Here is a 19,073-nt window from a genome sequence, read left to right on the forward strand (position 1 = left end):
TTTTGTCTGACAAAATTAGGTGTTAATAAATTTCATCAACACATCTACAAACTCAACCGGTTTCTCAGCCTGTACCCAATGGCCTGCTCCCTGAATGGTTTCGATTTGGGCGTTTGGGAAAATGCGCTTTATCGTCGGAATATCTTCATCCAGGATGTAAGGCGATTCGCTACCACGCATAAATAGCGTTGGCTCGTTGACGATCTTAGGATTGGTTAATTCTTCACCAATACCATGTAATTCGCGTTCAATAACAGGGATGTTAATACGCCAATCAAACCCTCCCTGTTCGTTCCGATACAGGTTTTTTAACAAAAACTGCCGCACCGGAATCAAGGGTTCATACTGTTGTAGAACTGCATCGGCTTCATTGCGTCCTTTGATGTTAGCAAGATCAATGGCTTTCAACCCCTGGATGAGTTGAGCGTGGTGAACTGGGTAAAACTTAGGGGCAATGTCGACAACAACGAGTTTTTGAAACGTACCCGGATACAGCATGGCATACTGCATAACCGTTTTTCCGCCCATCGAATGACCTACCAGAATTGGATTATCCAGGTTTTGGTCGATAAGAAATTCACGTAGATCGGCCGCCATACTCTGGTAATCATGATCGTTGCTTCTGGGGGATTGCCCGTGATTTCGCTGATCGAGAGCAAAGACACGGTAGCCGTATGCGGCAATAGTTTTACTGGTAGTCAGCCAATTATCTGATGAGCCAAAAACGCCGTGTAGAATGACTATGGCTGGACCGGTTTCGCCAGTTTGACGGAAGAATAATTTCATAGAGAGGGAGGAGGGGGAGAAAAGGGAGGAGGAGGAGTAAAGGATATATACTGATTCCCTTTAGTTCCTTTACTCCCCTCCTCCCTTTTCTCCTATTAATTTACGTACACAACTTTTTCTCGTTGTTCGACTAACTCGCCGAATGGTTGCAAAGTAAACCGGTTTTCCTGGGCTACGCGTTCAAATTCATCCATACTACCAGGATCAATGGCGATGAGGAGGCCCCCTGATGTTTGTGGATCAGCCAGAATATAGCGCTGTAGTTCGGTTAATTCGCTGATTTTATGCCCATAACTATCCCAGTTACGAACCGTACCCCCCGGAAAACTTTTCTGCGCCAGATAGTCTTCCACCATGTCTAGTTTGGGCACTGCATCGAAATTAATGACTGCACTTAGTCCAGATCCTTCGGCCATTTCGGTCAGGTGACCAAGTAAGCCAAAACCTGTTACGTCAGTCAGCGCCTTCACATACGGCAACTTTCCTAAAACAGCTCCGAATTTATTAAGCTGCGCCATTTGAACGGGTGCTATACTGGCGTGCTCAGCTTTCAGAATTCCCTTCTTCTGGGCAGTTGTCAGAATGCCAACACCAAGTGGTTTGGTCAAATACAATCGACAGCCTGCTGTTGCCGTATTATTTTGCTTAAGATGATCGAGCCGAACCTTACCCGTTACGGCCAATCCGAAAATTGGTTCGGGAGAGTCGATGCTATGGCCCCCTGCGAGTGGGATTCCGGCTTCCAGGCAAATTGCACGAGCGCCTTCGAGCACCTGCCCAGCAACGGCAGGGGGAAGTTTATCTAACGGCCAGCCCAGAATAGCAATGGCCATAATTGGTTCGCCCCCCATAGCATAGACATCGCTAATCGAATTAGCTGAGGCAATTCGTCCAAAATCGAAAGCGTCATCGACGATGGGCATGAAGAAATCGGTTGTGCTGATAATGGCTTCTCCATTGCCGAGGTCGAGAACAGCCGCGTCATCCCGCGAGTCATTTCCAACCAATAGATTATCGTAACGAGGCTGGAAAGCCGTTGCATTTGTGTGCAGAATTTGGTCCAGGATTTTGGGCGAAATCTTGCAGCCACAACCCGCGCCATGACTGTATTGTGTAAGCTTAAAATCAGACTTATCGGTCGGTTGCATAAGAGGACAAAACTAAGAGAGGAGTAATTTGAGATCGCTACCTTAAACAAACATAATTACACATTTACCACCCAAATGGGTATACAATGTCAACAAAACCATCTAAAGAATTTTTCCCCTTAACAATATGGTAATGAACATTATAGAACCTAATCATTTTAAAATAAGATTATTTTTAGAATTTTGTCAATACATTTTAATATGGTGGTACTTTTTTAAGATGCCTTGCTTTTTTGACTTGAAAAAAATAGCATATTTGTCATTAAATTGAGAAAGTATCTGATGGATACAAATCTCATTACCTACTAACAAAACAAACACTTCTATGTCTAAAAAACTACTGCAATTTCGAGTGGCTTTGTTGCTGGTCGGCAGTATGCTATTGGCAGTGCTCAGTGGGAGCGGAGCCATGGCACAGGTAACTACTGCTGTCATTGATGGACAGATAACCGATGACAAAGGCGGAGTTCTGCCTGGTGCTACGGTTGTTGCTATCCACCTGCCATCAGGTAGCCGCTACGGTACAACTACGAACGCATCGGGCCGTTATACGATTCCTGGTGTGCGTGTAGGTGGACCTTTCAAAGTAACTGCCACTTATGTTGGCTTCAAAGATCAGGTGGTAGACGGTGTGTTCACCAACCTGGGTACTTCTGCCGATGTAAGCTTCAAAATGGTTGACAACAGTACTTCTTTAGCCGAAGTTGTTGTTTCGGGTAACCAAAGTGGTATTATCAGCTCTAACCGTACAGGAGCTGCTACAACCTATGGTCGGGAAACGATCAACACGGTGCCAACAATCGGTCGTACAATGACTGATATTACCAAATACAACGCGTATGGTAATGGACAGTCATTTGGTGGTCAGGACCCTCGTTTCAACAACATCACCATTGATGGTGCCGTATTCAACAACGGTTTCGGCTTAGGTTCTTCGGCTATTGCGGGTGGACGTACCGGTACAACCGCTGTGTCGTTGGACGCTTTAGATGAAATTCAGTTGAACGTAGCTCCTTACGACGTTCGTCAGACAGGCTTCTCTGGTGCTGGTATCAACGCCGTTACTCGTTCTGGAACGAATGATTTCTCTGGATCAGTTTATTATCTGTTCCAGAACAGCAGCTTAGCTGGTAAAAAAGCTGACGGTCGTGATTTGGCTCCAGTAACGATCGATAAGAAAACCTCCGGTTTCCGGTTAGGTGGTCCAATCATTAAAAACAAACTGTTCTTCTTCGTTAACGTTGAGCAATTTAAGAGCAGCGTACCCGCTCTTGATTGGGTAGCTGATCGGGGCACTGGAACATCCGGTAACGTATCGCGCGTATTGTATAGTGACTTACAGGATCTGAGCACCTTTATGAAAACGAACTTCAATCGTGATCTGGGAGCTCTTGATAACTTCAACAACCAGGTAAAAAGTACGAAGGGTTTGATTCGTTTGGACTGGAACATCAACGACAACAATAAACTGTCGGTACGTTATTCTCACCACGATTCTAACTCAGATCAGGCAATTAGCAACAGTAACAGTAGCAACACGGCTGGTAATGGTAACCGGACCGGTTATGCTTCGTCTGGTTATGCGGGTAACCTGGCGCTGTCTCCACAGAATACAGGCTATCAAATTGCTGATAACACCCGGTCTATTGCTGCTGAATTGAACTCTACATTTGGTGGTAAGTTTGCTAACAAACTGGTTGCTACCTACAACAAGCAGATTGAAGACCGGACGTATCTGACACCGGTATTCCCAACCATCGATATTCTGAAAGATGGAACGACTTATACCTCTATCGGTTTCGATCCGTTTACGCCTAACAACAAACTGAACTACTCGACGCTGAACATTACCGATAACTTCAGCTATTTCGCCGGTAAGCACACACTTACATTCGGTTTGTCGTACGAGAAATATACGTCTAACAACGTATTCTTCCCAGCTTCAAACGGTGTATATGTGTATAACTCGATTGCTGATTTCAAAGCGGCTGCTCTGGCTTCGATTAGTAACCCAACGGCTACTACATCGCCTGTTACGTTGAACCGATATAACTACCGTTACTCACTGGTACCAGGCGGTGGTGAACCATTGCAGACATTGCACAGAAGTACTTATAGTGCGTATGTGCAGGATGAGTTCCAGATCAACCCAACCTTCAAACTGACGGCTGGTGTTCGGGCTGATATCTTCGCCTATGATAATTCAACTGCCGAAGCCTTTAACAATCCACGGGTAGCTAGCCTGACGTATAAAGACGAAAATGGCAACGATTACAAACTCAACACGGGCGCTTTCCCAAAAGCTCGTCTGCTAGTTTCTCCTCGCGTTGGTTTCAACTGGGATGTTAAGGGAGATAAAATGACCCAAATCCGTGGCGGTAGCGGTCTGTTCGTATCGCGTATTCCTGAAGTGTTAGTGTCTAACCAGTTAGGTAATAATGGTGTAAACACAGGTGTAATTAACCTCCAGAATTCGAATATTCCATTCGCTACCGATCCTAGTAAATTGCCAGCAGGTGTATTGCCAGCCGTTAACACGGATGTTATGAGCTTAACGGGATATGCCGTTAATGCTACTGACCCGAACTTGAAATATCCAGTGGTTTGGAAAACAAACATTGCCGTTGACCAGCGCTTACCTTGGGGCTTAATCGGAACATTGGAGTTTATCTATAACAAGACGGTCCAAAGCCTTCGCTATATCGATGCTAACTTGAAAGCGCCAACGAGCCAACTGAGCGGTCCTGATACCCGTGGTCGTTATCCTGCCTTGGGCGTGACGGGTACAGCTGCAATCAACACAGCTCGTTACATCAACTACCCTTATAACACCAACGCGTTCGTGTTGAAAAACACCAACGAAGGTAGTTCGTACACGTTCACCGCTAAACTCGAGAAACCAACAAGCCGAGGTTTCGGTGGTATGTTGGCTTATACCTATGGTCTGTCACGTGATTTAATGTCGGTTGGTAGCACCGTAGTTGGTAATACCCCAACTGTTGGTGGCCAGAATTATTTAACGTTGTCGTATGGAGATAATGACCTGCGTCACCGGATCATCGGTTATATTAATTATCGCCTTAACTATGGTGGTAAATTCGGTGGTTCTACAACGTTTACGCTCGGTGGCTCGTCGACGAGTGGTTACAAAGGATCGTACATCTATGGTAGTGACCTGAATGGTGACGGTCAGACAAACGACCTGATCTACGTTCCAAAAACAGCGTCTGAATTGACATTCGCAGCGCTTACAGTAGGTACAGGTGCAAACACTGTTACGTACTCTCCTGAGCAACAACAGGCTGCTTTCGATTCTTATATCAACAATAACGATTACCTGAAAACACGTCGTGGTCAATATGCTGAGCGTAACGGTGCTTATGCACCTTGGTTGACCCGTTTCGACTTCACCGTAATTCAGGAGTTCTTCATTAAAGTTGGTGCTAAAGATACCAAACACAGCATCCAGTTCCGTGCTGATATCCTGAACGTTGGTAACCTACTGAACAACAAATGGGGTGTAGGTTGGGTGTCAACAACAGCTAACCCATTGGCCATTGCTAGCGTTAGCGCAGCCGGTGTACCAACTTACCGTCTGGCTACGCAGAATTTGAATGGTCAGACAATTCTGCTGAAAGATTCGTGGGTGAAAAGCATCACGATCGACAACGTTTGGCAGGCTCAGCTTGGTGTTCGTTACTCGTTCTAATTTCTTCGCAGTAGCATGATAAAATCCCCCGCACAGGAATTGTGACGGGGGATTTTTATTTCTAATAAACCAGAGTTATGAAAACAACTATTTTTCTCTTACTAATTCTCCTCACAACAAAACAGGGAATAGCCCAAGTGCTCAATCGGTTTCATGATACTAAAACCGTCGATGCCTTTTTTAAGTATTCTCCAGCTCGAAAACACCCGCTCATTTTAGCCCATCGAGGAGGCCCTGGTTCGTCGGATACTGAAAATTCGATCACCACATTCGATAAAACGGCAAAAGTGCTTCCTGATGCTATTATTGAGATGGATGTGCGGATGACGCGCGACAGTGGCTTTGTGTTATTGCATGATGCTACGCTAGATCGGGAGTCGGATGCCAAAGGGCCGGTGTCTGAAAAGACATTGACGGAGCTAAGTAAAATTAAACTCAAAACGCTGGCAGGAGAGTTGACTAATCAGTCGATGCCAACGTTTACGGATATACTGAACTGGAACAAAAACCGCTATATGCTTGCTCTGGATGTGAAGCCGGGCACAGACCCTTTGCGTGTTCTGAAAGAAGTAGAGAAGCATAAGGCCGTTCATTCAGTTTTTGTTATTTGTTACTCATTCGCAGAAGCGCAACGAGTTCGGGAAAAATACCCAACTCTGTGGCTGGCGGTTGGGGTAAATAGTATGGCCGATCTGGATAAACTAGAAAATCATCCATTGGCTTCGGGCCACTTAATTGCACTTACCCCACAAAAGCTTCAGCCCATAACGTACTACGAGCGTTTGCATAAACTTGGTATTCTGGCCTCCGTTGGCACTTATGGGCCTGGGCAGTTAGACGAAAAGCCAATGGTAGAAGCAGGCGCTGGCTATCGGGATGTAGTCAAGCAAGGAGGAGATATACTGACCACTGACCGGCCACAGGAAGTAGCTGGGCTATTTTAATCTCTTTACTGCTATATGCCATTCATTCGACTGCTGCTTCTGGGAATAATACTGTTGTCGGCGATTGCTGCACAAGCGCAACAAGTGGGCAAACCATTGCCTGTTTGGCAGATGGGGCAACTGGATATTCACCAGATCAATACGGGGCAAGGGAACTCCACGCTTATTGTCTTTCCGGATGGCACTAGTTTATTGGTAGATGCAGGAGCTATTAATCCGATCAACTGGCGGACAGGCAAGCCACGAAACATACCTGTAAAGCCTACAAATGAGCGACAGGCTGGCGAATGGATTGCCCGCTATGCTCGTGCTATGTTACGCTTTAACGCTCAACCTGCCATCGATTACGCCATCATTACGCATTTTCATGATGATCATATGGGTTCCCCGCTAAACGTGACAAAGCGGGGAGCGGGCGGCTATGTATTGACAGGTATTACCGAGGTTGCTGAGCACATTCCCATCCGAAAATTACTAGACCGGGGATGGCCCAGTTACAACTACCCAACTCCGTTTACCAGCGATTCGATGGTTGTTAATTATCGTCGGTTTCTGGATTGGCAAATCCAGCATAAAGGCTTAAAAGTTGAGCGATTTCAGGCAGGTCGAAACGACCAGATTACCTTCGTTGAGCAGCCTAAGTTGAGTAAAAAATATCCGGTAGAAATTCGGAATGTGGCTGTTAATGGAGAAATCTGGACGGGTGTCAAGAATGAGACCTGGTCTGATTTTCCGAGTTTGGGCACCTTGCAACCGAAAGATTACCCCAACGAAAATATGTGCAGCATTGCCTATCAAATTCGTTATGGAGACTTTGACTATTTTTCGGGGGGAGATATTCAGGGCGTGCTTCAGTTTGGGTCACCTGCCTGGCACGATGTGGAAACGCCTATTGCCAATGTCGCCGGACCTGTGGATGTTCAATTGATTGATCATCATGGGTATCCTGATTCTGAAAATGGAACGCTACTAGCTAGTTTGCGACCACGCGTATTGATTCTTCCAGCCTGGGCTTCTTCACACCCAGGACGTGACGTGCTTGAGCGTATGCTATCGAAACAGAGTTACGCTGGCGAACGTGATGTATTCGCGACTAACTTACTGGAAGAAGCCAAAATCGCCATTGGCGAGTTACGACAACAACTAAAAAGTGAGTCTGGCCACATTGTAATTCGGGTTGATCCCAGTGGTAAATCGTACCGAATCGTTGTCCTGGATGACACCAATGAGTCGTTTATCGTGAAAGCCATTCATGGTCCTTATCGCTCTCAGTAAACGATAAAATTGTTTCTTGGTATTTAACGTGAATAATGGGTTGGTATAATATATAAATCACTGACAATCAGAATGCTAAAAGGTGGTTTTGTCATCCCGACGCAGGAGGGATCTTCGCTAACAGCAGCACATTCTAGCTACCGTAGATCCCTCCTGCGTCGGGATGACAAAAAACGTTGATAATCAAAGAATTAAATGGAAGCTGAGCCATTATTCACGTTATTTATCAATCAGGTCTTTGCAAATCATGAATTTAATTCCCGATTTACAAAGACCTGATTGATATGCTATTAGCTAAATGAATAGCATATTTGTTGGGTAAATACCCAAATGAAGCGAATCACACAGAAGTGTCAAGGTAAAATCGTCTTAGAGCCGTTCAACCGCTTCTGCTTCAACATATCGGTTCCGGCCTGATACCCTTGAACAATCATCTTTCCAATATCTTCCGAGGTGAATTTCATGAGATTCAAAGATAGAGGTTCGGTTGGTCGGATAATGGTTAGGTTGAGGTTACGATCATGGAGTTTTTCACGTTCGGCAAAGCGTTCGGCCCACGCAATATCATTATTGACCAATTGATTAACCGTGATATCTTTCACCCGGTCCATCAAGTTCAACAGGTTTCGGTAGTTGAATTTCTCGTTGTAAATCTTCTTGGCATGGCAAGCTATGCAGGCTATGTCGTTGGCGCCATCTTCAATAGCGACCCGCAACGGGGCTACTTCTCGCAGGCCACCATCTAAGAACGCCCGCCGATGGTCGCCCCCGATTTGTACGGCAGGCATTAAGAACGGTAGCGAACTGCTCGCATACACATAGTCCAGAAAATGAGGGTCGTGAGCGTCGGCATAATACATATCGCCCTCGATAATGTCGACCGCACCAACTTTCAGCGTAACAGGACCCGTTTTGATGGCTTCAACATCAACAAGACTTCGGATAAGGTTTTGAATCGGCGAATTATCTAACAAACCATCGAATCGACTCATTAGCGTATTATAGCCCATGCGGAACCGAGATCGTATAACAGCCACATCGCTAGGCTTCGTGATATTCCGAATCCAGAATTCAATTAAATATTTGCCTACTTTTGTCCAGTCAACCTGGCCTGTTTCGGCTTGCTGACGGGCTGCTTCATTCGCAATAAACGTAGCATTGAGGCTCCCAACCGAAATTCCATATAGTTTATTAGGTACAAAACCTGACTCAAAAAGCGCCATAACGGCTCCAACCTGAAACGCCCCTTTTAGCGATCCTCCTCCTAATACGAGTGCGTGAGTGGTTGAATTGGTTCTGGGCTGAGTAGCGGCTACCTTCGGAACAGTTGGAGTAGGGTTGTTAATCATGCAAAACGATAGTAAATGGCATACCTGACTTGCCGTGCCGGTAAGTTGAGTGTTTTCAAGTAATAAACAAAACGAATTGATGCTCGGATAGTTATGAAAAGGTGCTTAGGTTTTCTCAACGGCTTTTTCGGCGTCTGCGCTTTCCTTACTATAATTGTTAACGAATAGTTAATAGTCGTTAGTCAATAGTTGTCGGTAACAGGTAATAACTGACAACTATTAACTAACGACTAACGACTGAATACCCCATATAATGTCTCTTACCGTCGCTGATATACAGGCCCCGATTGCTGTCGAAATGGAATTATTCGAACAGAAGTTCAGGGGATTGATGAAGAGTGACGTCATGCTGCTCGACCAGATTACGAAGTACATTGTGAAGCGGAAAGGCAAGCAACTTCGCCCGATGTTTGTGTTTCTGATGGCCGGTGTTTGCGGACAGATTAACGAATCAACCTACCGGGGTGCCTCACTCATTGAATTGTGCCATACGGCCTCGCTCGTTCACGACGACGTAGTCGATGAATCGAATTATCGACGCGGCTTTTTTTCCATCAATGCGCTTTGGAAAAATAAAGTAGCTGTACTGGTTGGCGATTATCTGTTGACGCGTGGTTTGTTTTTGGCCGTTGATAATAATGAGCACGATTTGCTTCGTATCGTTACAATGGCCGTTCGCGAACTCAGCGAAGGTGAGCTGCTTCAGATTGAAAAAGCGCGTCGTTTAGATATTACCGAAGCCGTTTACTACGAGATTATTCGTCAGAAAACGGCTTCGCTCATTGCCGCCTGTTGTGCCGTAGGGGCACAGTCGGTGGGTGTCGATAAAGACATGGTGGAAAAGGCTCGCGTTTTCGGTGAGAAAGTCGGGATTGCTTTCCAGATTAAAGATGATTTATTTGACTACGGTACTGCCGAAGTTGGAAAGCCATTGGGCATCGACATCAAAGAGAAAAAGATGACCTTGCCGCTTATTTATGCGTTAAATAAAGCTGGTTTTCTGGAAAAGCGTCGAATTATCAATATTATCAAGAACGAAAGCGAGAAACCAAAAAAGGTGGATGAAGTGATCACCTTCGTTAAGAATTCCGGCGGGATTGAATACGCAACGCAGGCCATGAACCAATACGTGGCTGAAGCAAAAGCACTATTGGACGCCTTCCCCGATTCAAACTACCGCCAGTCGTTGTACCAACTCGTACAGTACACCATAGACCGAAGTAAATAGTATGCTTAGTAATAGGAGCGAGGAGTGAGAAGCGAGGAGTTGCTGACTCAACACAAATACTAGCGTCAGCAACTCCTCGCTTCTCACTCCTCGCTCCTATTACTTTTTTTCGTTTTCTCCCCAAATAATCGGTGAAAATCGGGGCTCTCGGTTTTCATCCATTTATCCCAAAACGTGAAATAGAGGCCGTAGTTGAACCGGAATTGTGTATGGTGTAAGCTGTGGTGAGTTGCTCCGATAAGCCAGCGCCCAAACCAATGATTATCGAAATTACGGGGATAAATTTCTGTATTCAGGTGATTGACCGCGCTCGATAAGGTCATAATCATGAGGATAAGCCCAACCGCAGAAATATGAAGCGGTATAATAAATGTTAGCGCAGGAATGATAATGGCCTGTAACGTACTCTCAATAGGATGAAACGAGAAGGCAGTCCAGGGCGAAGTCGTAATACTGTCGTGGTGAGTTTTGTGAACCCATTTATAAACGCTAGGTCGGTGCATCCAGCGGTGTAGCCAGTAATAATAGGTTTCATGGATGAACAGAACCAATAGAATACTGACTGGATACCACAGGAGCGGATAGTCGTGGAGGTGCGTGTAAACGGCGGTATGACCCGCTTGGTAAGCCAGAATCATCCCCATAGCAATAGCCGTGAAGATAATCGATGTCAGTGCCGACCAGCCAATCTCACGCCAATCCTGATCTGGTTTTCGAGGGCGAGTTTGTACAGTCCTTTGCGTAAACTGCTCTTTCCACGACACCTTGAACAGCCACCAGAATGTTAGCGAAAACAGAACGTACCGCCCGAAAATAGCTACGAAAAATAGCAGAGCTGTTAACCAGAATGTAGCGGATCCGGAAATCTGAATCATGTCAAACAATAGGATAACTATTAACAGAATCAAAACCAGAATGTTGGAAAAAAAGTCTCCTGAGTATATACACTTGGCAACTCTTTCTGGATTTTTTCGAATCAGAGCTTATAAAGGCTTCATTTTCTCTTTAAATCGCCCAACAATTTGTTTTGTACATTTGCCCAAAAGTTACCCAACCCCAACAAACGACCTTATGCGTCTTATTTCTTCCATTTTGTTATCGTCTTTACTTACGGTAACAGCGTTAGCGCAACCTAAAAAAGCGCCGATAATTGCCCGGTCGCCATTAGATAAGCCTAAACTCGTTGTCGGAATAGTAGTCGATCAAATGCGTTATGATTACCTCTACCGATACTATTCTAAATTTGGCACGGGCGGTTTTCGACGATTGATGGATCAGGGATTTAATGCCCGAAATAACCATTATCATTATGCCGCTACGTATACGGGGCCTGGTCACGCTGCCATTTATACGGGATCTGCTCCAGCACTCAATGGCATTGTTGGTAATGATTTCTATGAGCGAAATATTGGTCGTTTGTTATACTGTGCCGAAGATACGACCGTAACTACAGTAGGTAATACAGGGACAGCAGGTAAAATGTCGCCCCGTAACCTACTTGTTACAACAATTGGTGATCAACTTAAGCTGGCGACTGATGGTCGAGCTAAAGTAATTGGTATTGCTCTGAAAGATCGGGGAGCTATTTTGCCTGCCGGACATGCCGCCAACGCTGCCTATTGGTTTGATTCGAAAGATGGTAATTTCATAAGCAGTACATTTTATCAGCAGGAGTTACCGCAATGGGTACAGGCATTTAATGCACAAAAGCTGCCCGAAAAATTTATTAGCCAAAAGTGGGAAACAACACTTCCCATGAACCAATACACAGAAAGCTCTGCCGATGATAAGCCTTATGAAGCAACAATGCCAGGCGAAGCAAAAGCGGTTTTCCCTCATGAATTTGTTGTTCAGACGGGTAGTAGCAAATATGAAGTATTACGGACTAGTCCCTATGGCGATCAGATTACGAAAGAATTTGCGTTGGCTGCCATAAAGGGTGAACAACTGGGCAAGCATGATGTAACGGATATGCTTTGCCTCAGCTTTTCATCGCCCGATTATATTGGCCATGCTTTTGGAACACACGCCGTAGAGACAGAAGATAACTACATTCGACTTGATCGTCAACTAGCTGATATTTTTGCTCAGTTAGATGCTACCGTAGGACCAGGCCAATGGGTAACGTTCCTATCGGCCGATCATGGCGTGGTTGATGCTCCCGGTTTTCTACAGGAGTACCGCATTCCAGCTGGTGTAAAGAGTTATGGAGAAATTGGCGAAACCGTAAAGGCCACGCTCGAAAAAGCCTATGGACCAGGGCAATGGATGCTGTCCTACATTAACCAGCAAATTTATCTGAATCATGCATTGTTAACCGAGAAGAAGATTGCCATGCAGGATGTATACGAATTGCTACGAGCGACTTTGCTTAAACAAAAAGCGGTTGTCAACGTGGTGAATTTACACAACTTGGGAGCAGAGGCTCTGCCATTATTGCAGGAAAATCTGTTTCGGAATGTGTACCATCCAAATCGGAGCGGTGATTTCTATGTAATGCAGCCTCCAGGGTGGATTGAAGGCCGTAACAAGGGTACAACACATGGCACTACTTACGCTTATGATACCCATGTACCCTTCCTGATTTACGGTTGGGGCGTAAAACCAGGCCAAACGCTGCGTCGAACCCATATTCATGATATTGCCCCAACTATTACAGCTCTTCTCGGTCTCCTCGAGCCAAATGGCTGCATTGGTAACCCAGTAGAGGAAGCGATTAAATAATATATGATGTATGATATATGATGTATGATGTATGATGTATCTTTCTATCATACATCATACATCATACATCATACATCATATATCAAAACTCACTTCTTTAAAGTTAAAATATCGTACTTGTCCGGCGGTTGATATGGCCAGACGACCGGTGGTATCTATACCAATGATAGTTCCTCGGAACGAGTAGCCATCAGCTTCGAATGTATGTTCCTCCTGATAGCGATAGAGTATCTGTAGGTAATTGATTTTTAACGTATCCCGTTGCCCCGTACGCAATTGTAAGTAGCGCTGTTCGAGCGTTTCGCATAACCGGCTAAGTAATCCAGGAAGATCATACGAATTTGGCAGTGGAGCCTGTAATTGTAACGACGTAGCGGTTGAATAACCAAACTCTGTTTGATTCACATTTAGCCCCATTCCTACAATTGACCATTCGATGTTATAGCCGTGCAGAATATTTTCAATCAGAATTCCGCCCAATTTCTGATCACCAACGTAAATATCATTAGGCCATTTAATTCGTAGCGAATCGCCAATAAGCGGTTGGAGAGCATCGTAAATACCTAGCGAAATAGCGATGTTGAGCCAGAATTGTTCAGTGGCCGCTAAGAAAGATGGCTTAAGAATCAACGAAACGGTTAGATTCTGCCCAGATTTTGCTTCCCATTGATTACCACGTTGTCCGCGTCCAGCAGTCTGGTTGTCGGTTATGACAAGCATGCCCTCGCTGGGGTCCGTTTGGGCAATCAAAGCAGCCGCTTCGTCGTTAGTAGACTGACAGCTTGGCAGATATTGGATTATTTGTCCAAGAAAAAGCGTTTTGGGATAGATTTTGTACAAAATATTGTATAGTTTAGTAGTAGAGCTAATGAATGGTGCTTCGGACAACACGTCTTTTAGATAAAGTACCCGCTGGTTAGCGTGACAATGTTAAACTGAAAGCATGAGAATTAACAACAATAAAGAGTTTACCGCTGAGCAAATACGTGATTTTGTTGTTCGCGGAATGCAGGAAAAAAAAGGGCATGACATTGTAGTGATGGACTTGCGCAACGTTAAAAACGCCATCTGCGATTATTTTGTCATTTGTTCGGGTAATTCCGACACGCAGATTGACGCCATCTCAACGTCTATTGAAGAAGAAGTTTATAAAGCCAGTAAACAAGATCCCTGGCATAAAGAAGGTAAATTGAATCGGGAGTGGATTTTGCTGGATTACGTGGACGTTGTTGCCCACGTGTTCAAAAAAGAACGCCGGTCATTCTACGATCTTGAACAACTGTGGGGAGATGCTGAAATTCATTTGATTGAAGATAATGAACTAACAGTGGCTTCCTAACTTAAGATTAGTTAAATATGGGTTAATTTGGGCCGCTTATAGGCCTGATTAACCGTCTGTCCTAACCGTTTCGAGAAAGAAACATTCAATTGAAAAACGGTGTTACTTGTTGAAAATCTGTTTGCATAACCTGAAGAAATGGCAGAAAATAATAATAGAAATCCGTTAGTACCTCGTGGAGGGCCTCGTAAGCCTAACTTTCAGGGTTGGATTGTTGCATTGCTGATTGCCGCCATTCTCGGCATTACGTTCTTTAATAAAAGTTCGGCCACTCGCGAGACATCGCAAAAGCGGTTCGAGGCTATGGTTAAAGATCATGAAGTAGCCGAAGTAGTGGTCGTAAATGATAAGATTGCGGAAGTTACCCTTACGCAACAAGCTGCACAAAGCCCGAAATACCGGTCTATGTTTACCGAAAAACCTTATTTCGGTAGTGGACATGGCCCCCATTTTCAATTTCAGATAGCTTCTGGTGAAACCTTCAAGAAGGACCTTGATGCCATGCAGCAAGGCGTTCCTGCTAACGAAAAGGTTGATTATAAATTCGAACAACGTAGCGACTTTGGTAGTATTATCAGCACATGGGGATTCCTGATCGTGATGATACTAGCTATGTATTTTTTGTTGGGTCGAATGTCTGGCGCAGGTGGCCCTGGCGGACAGATCTTCAATATAGGCAAGTCGAAAGCCGCTTTGTTTGATGCTGATAATAAGGTAAAAATCACCTTTAACGACGTAGCTGGTCTGGATGAAGCCAAGGAAGAAATCAAGGAAATTGTTGATTACCTGAAGAATCCAACCAAGTTTACCAAACTTGGGGCTAAAATTCCGAAAGGTGCTTTATTGATTGGCCCTCCAGGTACAGGTAAAACGCTCCTGGCGAAAGCTGTTGCTGGTGAAGCTGGCGTTCCTTTCTTCTCGCTGTCAGGTTCTGACTTTGTTGAGATGTTTGTTGGGGTAGGTGCTGCTCGGGTGCGTGACCTCTTCAAACAAGCGAAAGAGAAAGCACCTTGTATCATCTTTATTGATGAGATCGATGCAGTAGGCCGTTCACGGGGTCGGGGTTCAATGCCCGGCGCTAATGATGAGCGTGAAAATACGCTGAACTCATTACTGGTCGAAATGGATGGCTTTGCTACGGATTCGGGTATTATTATCCTGGCCGCAACAAACCGCCCCGATGTACTGGACTCTGCTTTATCACGTCCAGGTCGTTTCGATCGTCAGATCAGCATTGATAAGCCAGACATTATTGGTCGGGAAGCTATTTTCCGGGTGCATTTGAAGCCAATCAAATTGTCGCCGGATGTTGATCCGAGAGAACTGGCTGCTCAAACACCTGGTTTCGCTGGTGCTGAAATCGCTAACGTATGTAATGAAGCTGCCCTGATTGCCGCTCGTAGCGATAAAGAAGCTGTTGATATGAAAGACTTCCAGGATGCGATGGATCGTGTGATTGGTGGTCTGGAAAAGAAAAACAAGATTATCTCACCAGAAGAAAAAGAAATTGTTGCCTACCACGAAGCTGGTCACGCTGTAGCAGGCTGGTTCCTCGAACATGCTGATCCGCTCGTAAAAGTCACGATTGTACCACGTGGAGTAGCTGCCCTTGGTTATGCGCAGTATTTGCCTCGTGAGCAATATCTATATCGCACGGAGCAGCTCATGGACGAAATGTGCATGGCATTGGGCGGTCGGGCTGCTGAAGATTTGATTTTCGGCAAAGTATCGACGGGCGCTCTGAGCGATCTGGAACGAATCACTAAACTGGCCTACAGTATGGTGACGATGTATGGCATGAATGATAAGATCGGGAATGTATCCTTCTACGATTCGAAACAATCGGACTATGCATTCAATAAGCCATATTCAGAAGAAACGGCCAAGCACATTGATGAGGAAGTTCGTAAGATTGTTGACATCGCTTACAATCGCACGAAGGATCTGCTGACTGATCACCGTGAGGCTTTAGAAATCATTGCTAAGGAATTACTTTCGAAAGAAATTCTGTATCAGAATGATTTGGTACGTCTAATCGGGAAACGCCCATTCGAACGTGAAACCGTTTATCAGGCTTACAAGAACAAAGGTGTAGCTGAGGAAGTTAAAGAAGAAATCGGTAAGGAAGCCAAGCCTGCTGAAACAGAGCCTGAGTCGCTGCCGATATAAGTTTCATAATGTAACAAAAAAGGGTTTCCTAAACAGGAAACCCTTTTTTGTTACATTACTTTTTACCTAACTCAATGGCCTGCATATCTAAAATTCGCCCCAAATCGAGCGAGAATCGTACGGCAGTTCGCATAATATGAAAACCTGTTTTGCCAGCCGCTCCTGGATTAATAAACAGCATATTCTTCATCATTGGATCGCGCGTGACTTTAAGAATATGCGAATGTCCACAAATAAAAATATCGGGCGTATTAGCCTGTAATTGTGGCCGAACTGCAGGATTATAGTTGGGTGGTGAGCCACCAATATGCGTCATCCAGATGCTTAAGCCTTCAAGCTCGAAGCGTTGATTAACCGGTAAATCGATGCTTTCGCGATCAATATTTCCCGATATAATTCGTAAGGGTTTGAATGCTCGTAACTGCTCCATGACAACGAGATTCCCTACATCGCCTGCATGCCATATTTCGTCACAAGTGTCGAAGTGTTTGAAAATTTGCGGGTCCAGATAGCTGTGTGTATCGGATAAAAGACCTATACGTGTCATAATCGTAGCCTGGACGGCCACGTCCGGGTTAAGTCTACCAGGTATTTTACCCAGACGTGGCCGTCCAGGCTACGGTCATGATGCTAAAATTTGCTCTTTCATTTCGCTTCGGATGCGCTTTTTGTCAATTTTACCGACGCTTGTTTTCGGTATTTCCGATACAAATAAAATATGGTCCGGAACATACCATTTGTGAAGTTCACCACAGTCAACCTGAGCTTGTAATTTAGATTTTATCCCTTCGGCAGTGAGGTTATAACCTGGTTTCTGTACAATGAGTGCATGGGGCCGTTCACCCCAACGAGCATCTGGAAGGCCAACTACCGCCGATTCGGCTACACCTTCTACCTGCGAGAGTATGTTTTCCATATCCAGTGAAGATACCCATTCACCTCCAGTTTTAATAACATCTTTAGTTCGGTCGGCAATCATAACCCAGTAATCGGGGGTGATACTGGCAACATCGCCGGTATGGAGCCAACCGCCTTTCCAGAGTTCGGCTCCACGTTCTGGGTCGTTATAGTAGCCTTGCGTGAGCCAGGGGCCGCGTGCCACAATTTCGCCGAGTGAATGTCCATCGTGTGGAACAAAATTGCCCTCATCGTCCATTAATCGCATTTCGATGAAAGGCGAAATGCGGCCTGCTCGTGTGCTTAACTCAATCTGCTCTTCTTTAGGTAGCTCTTTTTCCTGTTCATTCAAATACACAACGGCCATAACGGGGGCTGTTTCTGACATCCCATAACCAGCCATAACCCTAATGCCTAAGTCAGTAGCAGCCTGGGCCAACCCTTTTGTGAGTGCTGAACCACCAATTAACACTTTCCATCGACTCAGGTTTTCCCGGAACTTCTGAACTGCGGGACTACTTACTAGCATGTTTAGAATAGTGGGTACGCAGTGCGACAATGTAACCCCTTCTTTAATAAGAAGTTTAAGTAGTAATTCAGGTTCGTAACGACCGGGATAAACCTGTTTTGCTGACATCATGGTTGCCAGGAACGGAAATCCCCACGCGTGTACGTGGAACATAGGCGTGATAGGCATGTATACATCCGTAGTTCCCTTGAACGGCATCGCTTCATACCCAATAATGTAGGCCAGCAGTCCCATGGTGTGCATAAATAGCTGACGATGGGAAAAATAAACTCCTTTTGGATTCCCTGTTGTACCTGTGGTATAGAAGGTTGTTGCCCAGGTATTTTCGTCGAAATCAGGGAAGTCGTAATCTGATGGTGCCCCTTTTAGTAAGGCTTCGTATTCACCGGAAAAATAGCTGGGTATGTCACTTAAGCCGATCTGAGAACCATACACTTTGTCGCTTAGTATAACGAACCTCTCCACCGTTGTAAGTTGATCCTTTATGGCAGCCAAAATCGGTAGGAAATCTTCATGAATTAGGACGATCTTATCTTCGGCATGATTCATTGTATAAAGAATCTGGGCAGGCGATAGACGGACATTTACGGTGTGTAGAATAGCCCCAACACTTGTAACACCAAAGAAGCATTCGAGATACCGATGACTATCCCAGTCAAGTACGGCCACAGTATCACCAGCTTTAACGTCTAACTCAGCCAATACATTAGCTAGTTGACGAACGCGCTGGTTGAACTCAACATAGTTCATGCGAAACAAATCCCGATATACAATCTCCCGCTGCGGTTCGTATTTGAGCGATTGTGCCAGTAGTGATTTTATGAGTAGGGGGGGCTCACTGGCCTCGGCTGTCCGTGGAATCAGTTTTGTCGGAATCATTCTTAATGGGGTTTAGTGCCTACAATCGTCATTCACACCACAATAGTAAAACGTCAGGAATCTAAAGTAGAGTTGAATAATGTAAAGAAAAAATAGG

General features: G+C 45.0%; 14 protein-coding genes. 7 read left to right on the forward strand and 7 right to left on the reverse strand.

Translation table 11 applies throughout. The features are described 5' to 3' along the window. Positions 1-15 precede the first annotated feature (15 nt). Both ACYVGR_RS12305 and selD read right to left on the reverse strand, forming a co-directional pair. Positions 16-786, reverse strand: coding sequence for an alpha/beta fold hydrolase (locus tag ACYVGR_RS12305; protein ID WP_460956950.1), 771 nt, complete (start codon positions 784-786; stop codon positions 16-18). Positions 787-881: 95 nt separating this feature from the next. Next, positions 882-1,934: a selenide, water dikinase SelD gene (gene selD / locus ACYVGR_RS12310; protein WP_460956952.1), complete on the reverse strand. Its 1,053-nt coding sequence runs from the start codon at positions 1,932-1,934 to the stop codon at positions 882-884. A gap of 325 nt (positions 1,935-2,259) precedes the next feature. On the opposite strand from selD, the gene ACYVGR_RS12315 reads away from it, so the two are divergent. The 3 genes from ACYVGR_RS12315 to ACYVGR_RS12325 all read left to right on the forward strand — a co-directional run bounded on the left by ACYVGR_RS12315 (position 2,260) and on the right by ACYVGR_RS12325 (position 7,862). Further along, positions 2,260-5,643 (forward strand): TonB-dependent receptor, encoded by a 3,384-nt coding sequence (locus tag ACYVGR_RS12315; RefSeq protein WP_460956954.1) that lies wholly within the window; start codon positions 2,260-2,262, stop codon positions 5,641-5,643. 77 nt (positions 5,644-5,720) lie between these two features. Then, positions 5,721-6,587, forward strand: a complete 867-nt coding sequence (locus ACYVGR_RS12320; RefSeq protein ID WP_460956956.1) for a glycerophosphodiester phosphodiesterase family protein — start codon at positions 5,721-5,723, stop codon at positions 6,585-6,587. A 15-nt stretch (positions 6,588-6,602) separates the two neighbouring features. Continuing rightward, positions 6,603-7,862 carry a ComEC/Rec2 family competence protein gene (locus ACYVGR_RS12325; RefSeq protein ID WP_460956958.1) on the forward strand — a complete coding sequence of 420 codons (1,260 nt, stop codon included), beginning with the start codon at positions 6,603-6,605 and terminating at the stop codon, positions 7,860-7,862. A gap of 353 nt (positions 7,863-8,215) precedes the next feature. Here the strand turns inward: ACYVGR_RS12325 and ACYVGR_RS12330 are convergent, their stop codons facing one another. Next, a complete protein-coding gene (locus ACYVGR_RS12330; protein ID WP_460956959.1) occupies positions 8,216-9,211 on the reverse strand; it encodes a patatin-like phospholipase family protein in 996 nt (331 codons plus the stop codon). Positions 9,212-9,464: 253 nt separating this feature from the next. Here ACYVGR_RS12330 and ACYVGR_RS12335 point away from each other — a divergent pair, with 253 nt between their 5' ends. Beyond that, positions 9,465-10,439: a polyprenyl synthetase family protein gene (locus tag ACYVGR_RS12335; RefSeq protein WP_460956961.1), complete on the forward strand. Its 975-nt coding sequence runs from the start codon at positions 9,465-9,467 to the stop codon at positions 10,437-10,439. Positions 10,440-10,522: 83 nt separating this feature from the next. On the opposite strand, the gene ACYVGR_RS12340 is transcribed toward ACYVGR_RS12335, so the two are convergent. Beyond that, positions 10,523-11,314 carry a sterol desaturase family protein gene (locus tag ACYVGR_RS12340; RefSeq protein WP_460956963.1) on the reverse strand — a complete coding sequence of 264 codons (792 nt, stop codon included), beginning with the start codon at positions 11,312-11,314 and terminating at the stop codon, positions 10,523-10,525. A 196-nt stretch (positions 11,315-11,510) separates the two neighbouring features. On the opposite strand from ACYVGR_RS12340, the gene pafA reads away from it, so the two are divergent. Further along, a complete protein-coding gene (gene pafA, locus ACYVGR_RS12345; RefSeq protein WP_460956965.1) occupies positions 11,511-13,163 on the forward strand; it encodes an alkaline phosphatase PafA in 1,653 nt (550 codons plus the stop codon). 75 nt (positions 13,164-13,238) lie between these two features. Here the strand turns inward: pafA and ACYVGR_RS12350 are convergent, their stop codons facing one another. Continuing rightward, positions 13,239-14,003, reverse strand: coding sequence for a biotin--[acetyl-CoA-carboxylase] ligase (locus tag ACYVGR_RS12350; protein ID WP_460956967.1), 765 nt, complete (start codon positions 14,001-14,003; stop codon positions 13,239-13,241). A gap of 103 nt (positions 14,004-14,106) precedes the next feature. Between ACYVGR_RS12350 and rsfS the strand changes: the two genes are divergently transcribed. Together rsfS and ftsH are read left to right on the forward strand one after the other, a co-directional pair. Beyond that, complete coding sequence (gene rsfS, locus ACYVGR_RS12355) at positions 14,107-14,502, forward strand: ribosome silencing factor (protein WP_460956969.1); 396 nt, start codon at positions 14,107-14,109, stop codon at positions 14,500-14,502. Positions 14,503-14,640: 138 nt separating this feature from the next. After that, a complete protein-coding gene (gene ftsH / locus ACYVGR_RS12360; protein WP_460956971.1) occupies positions 14,641-16,671 on the forward strand; it encodes an ATP-dependent zinc metalloprotease FtsH in 2,031 nt (676 codons plus the stop codon). 55 nt (positions 16,672-16,726) lie between these two features. Here ftsH and ACYVGR_RS12365 read toward each other — a convergent pair whose 3' ends face one another. Both ACYVGR_RS12365 and ACYVGR_RS12370 read right to left on the reverse strand, forming a co-directional pair. Beyond that, positions 16,727-17,218: a metallophosphoesterase family protein gene (locus tag ACYVGR_RS12365; RefSeq protein ID WP_460956973.1), complete on the reverse strand. Its 492-nt coding sequence runs from the start codon at positions 17,216-17,218 to the stop codon at positions 16,727-16,729. A gap of 75 nt (positions 17,219-17,293) precedes the next feature. Continuing rightward, entirely contained in the window at positions 17,294-18,976 is a 1,683-nt protein-coding gene (locus tag ACYVGR_RS12370) for a fatty acid--CoA ligase (protein ID WP_460956975.1), read from the reverse strand. Between the last annotated feature and the right edge of the window lie 97 nt (positions 18,977-19,073).

The sequence above is a fragment of the Spirosoma litoris genome, from assembly GCF_054776755.1.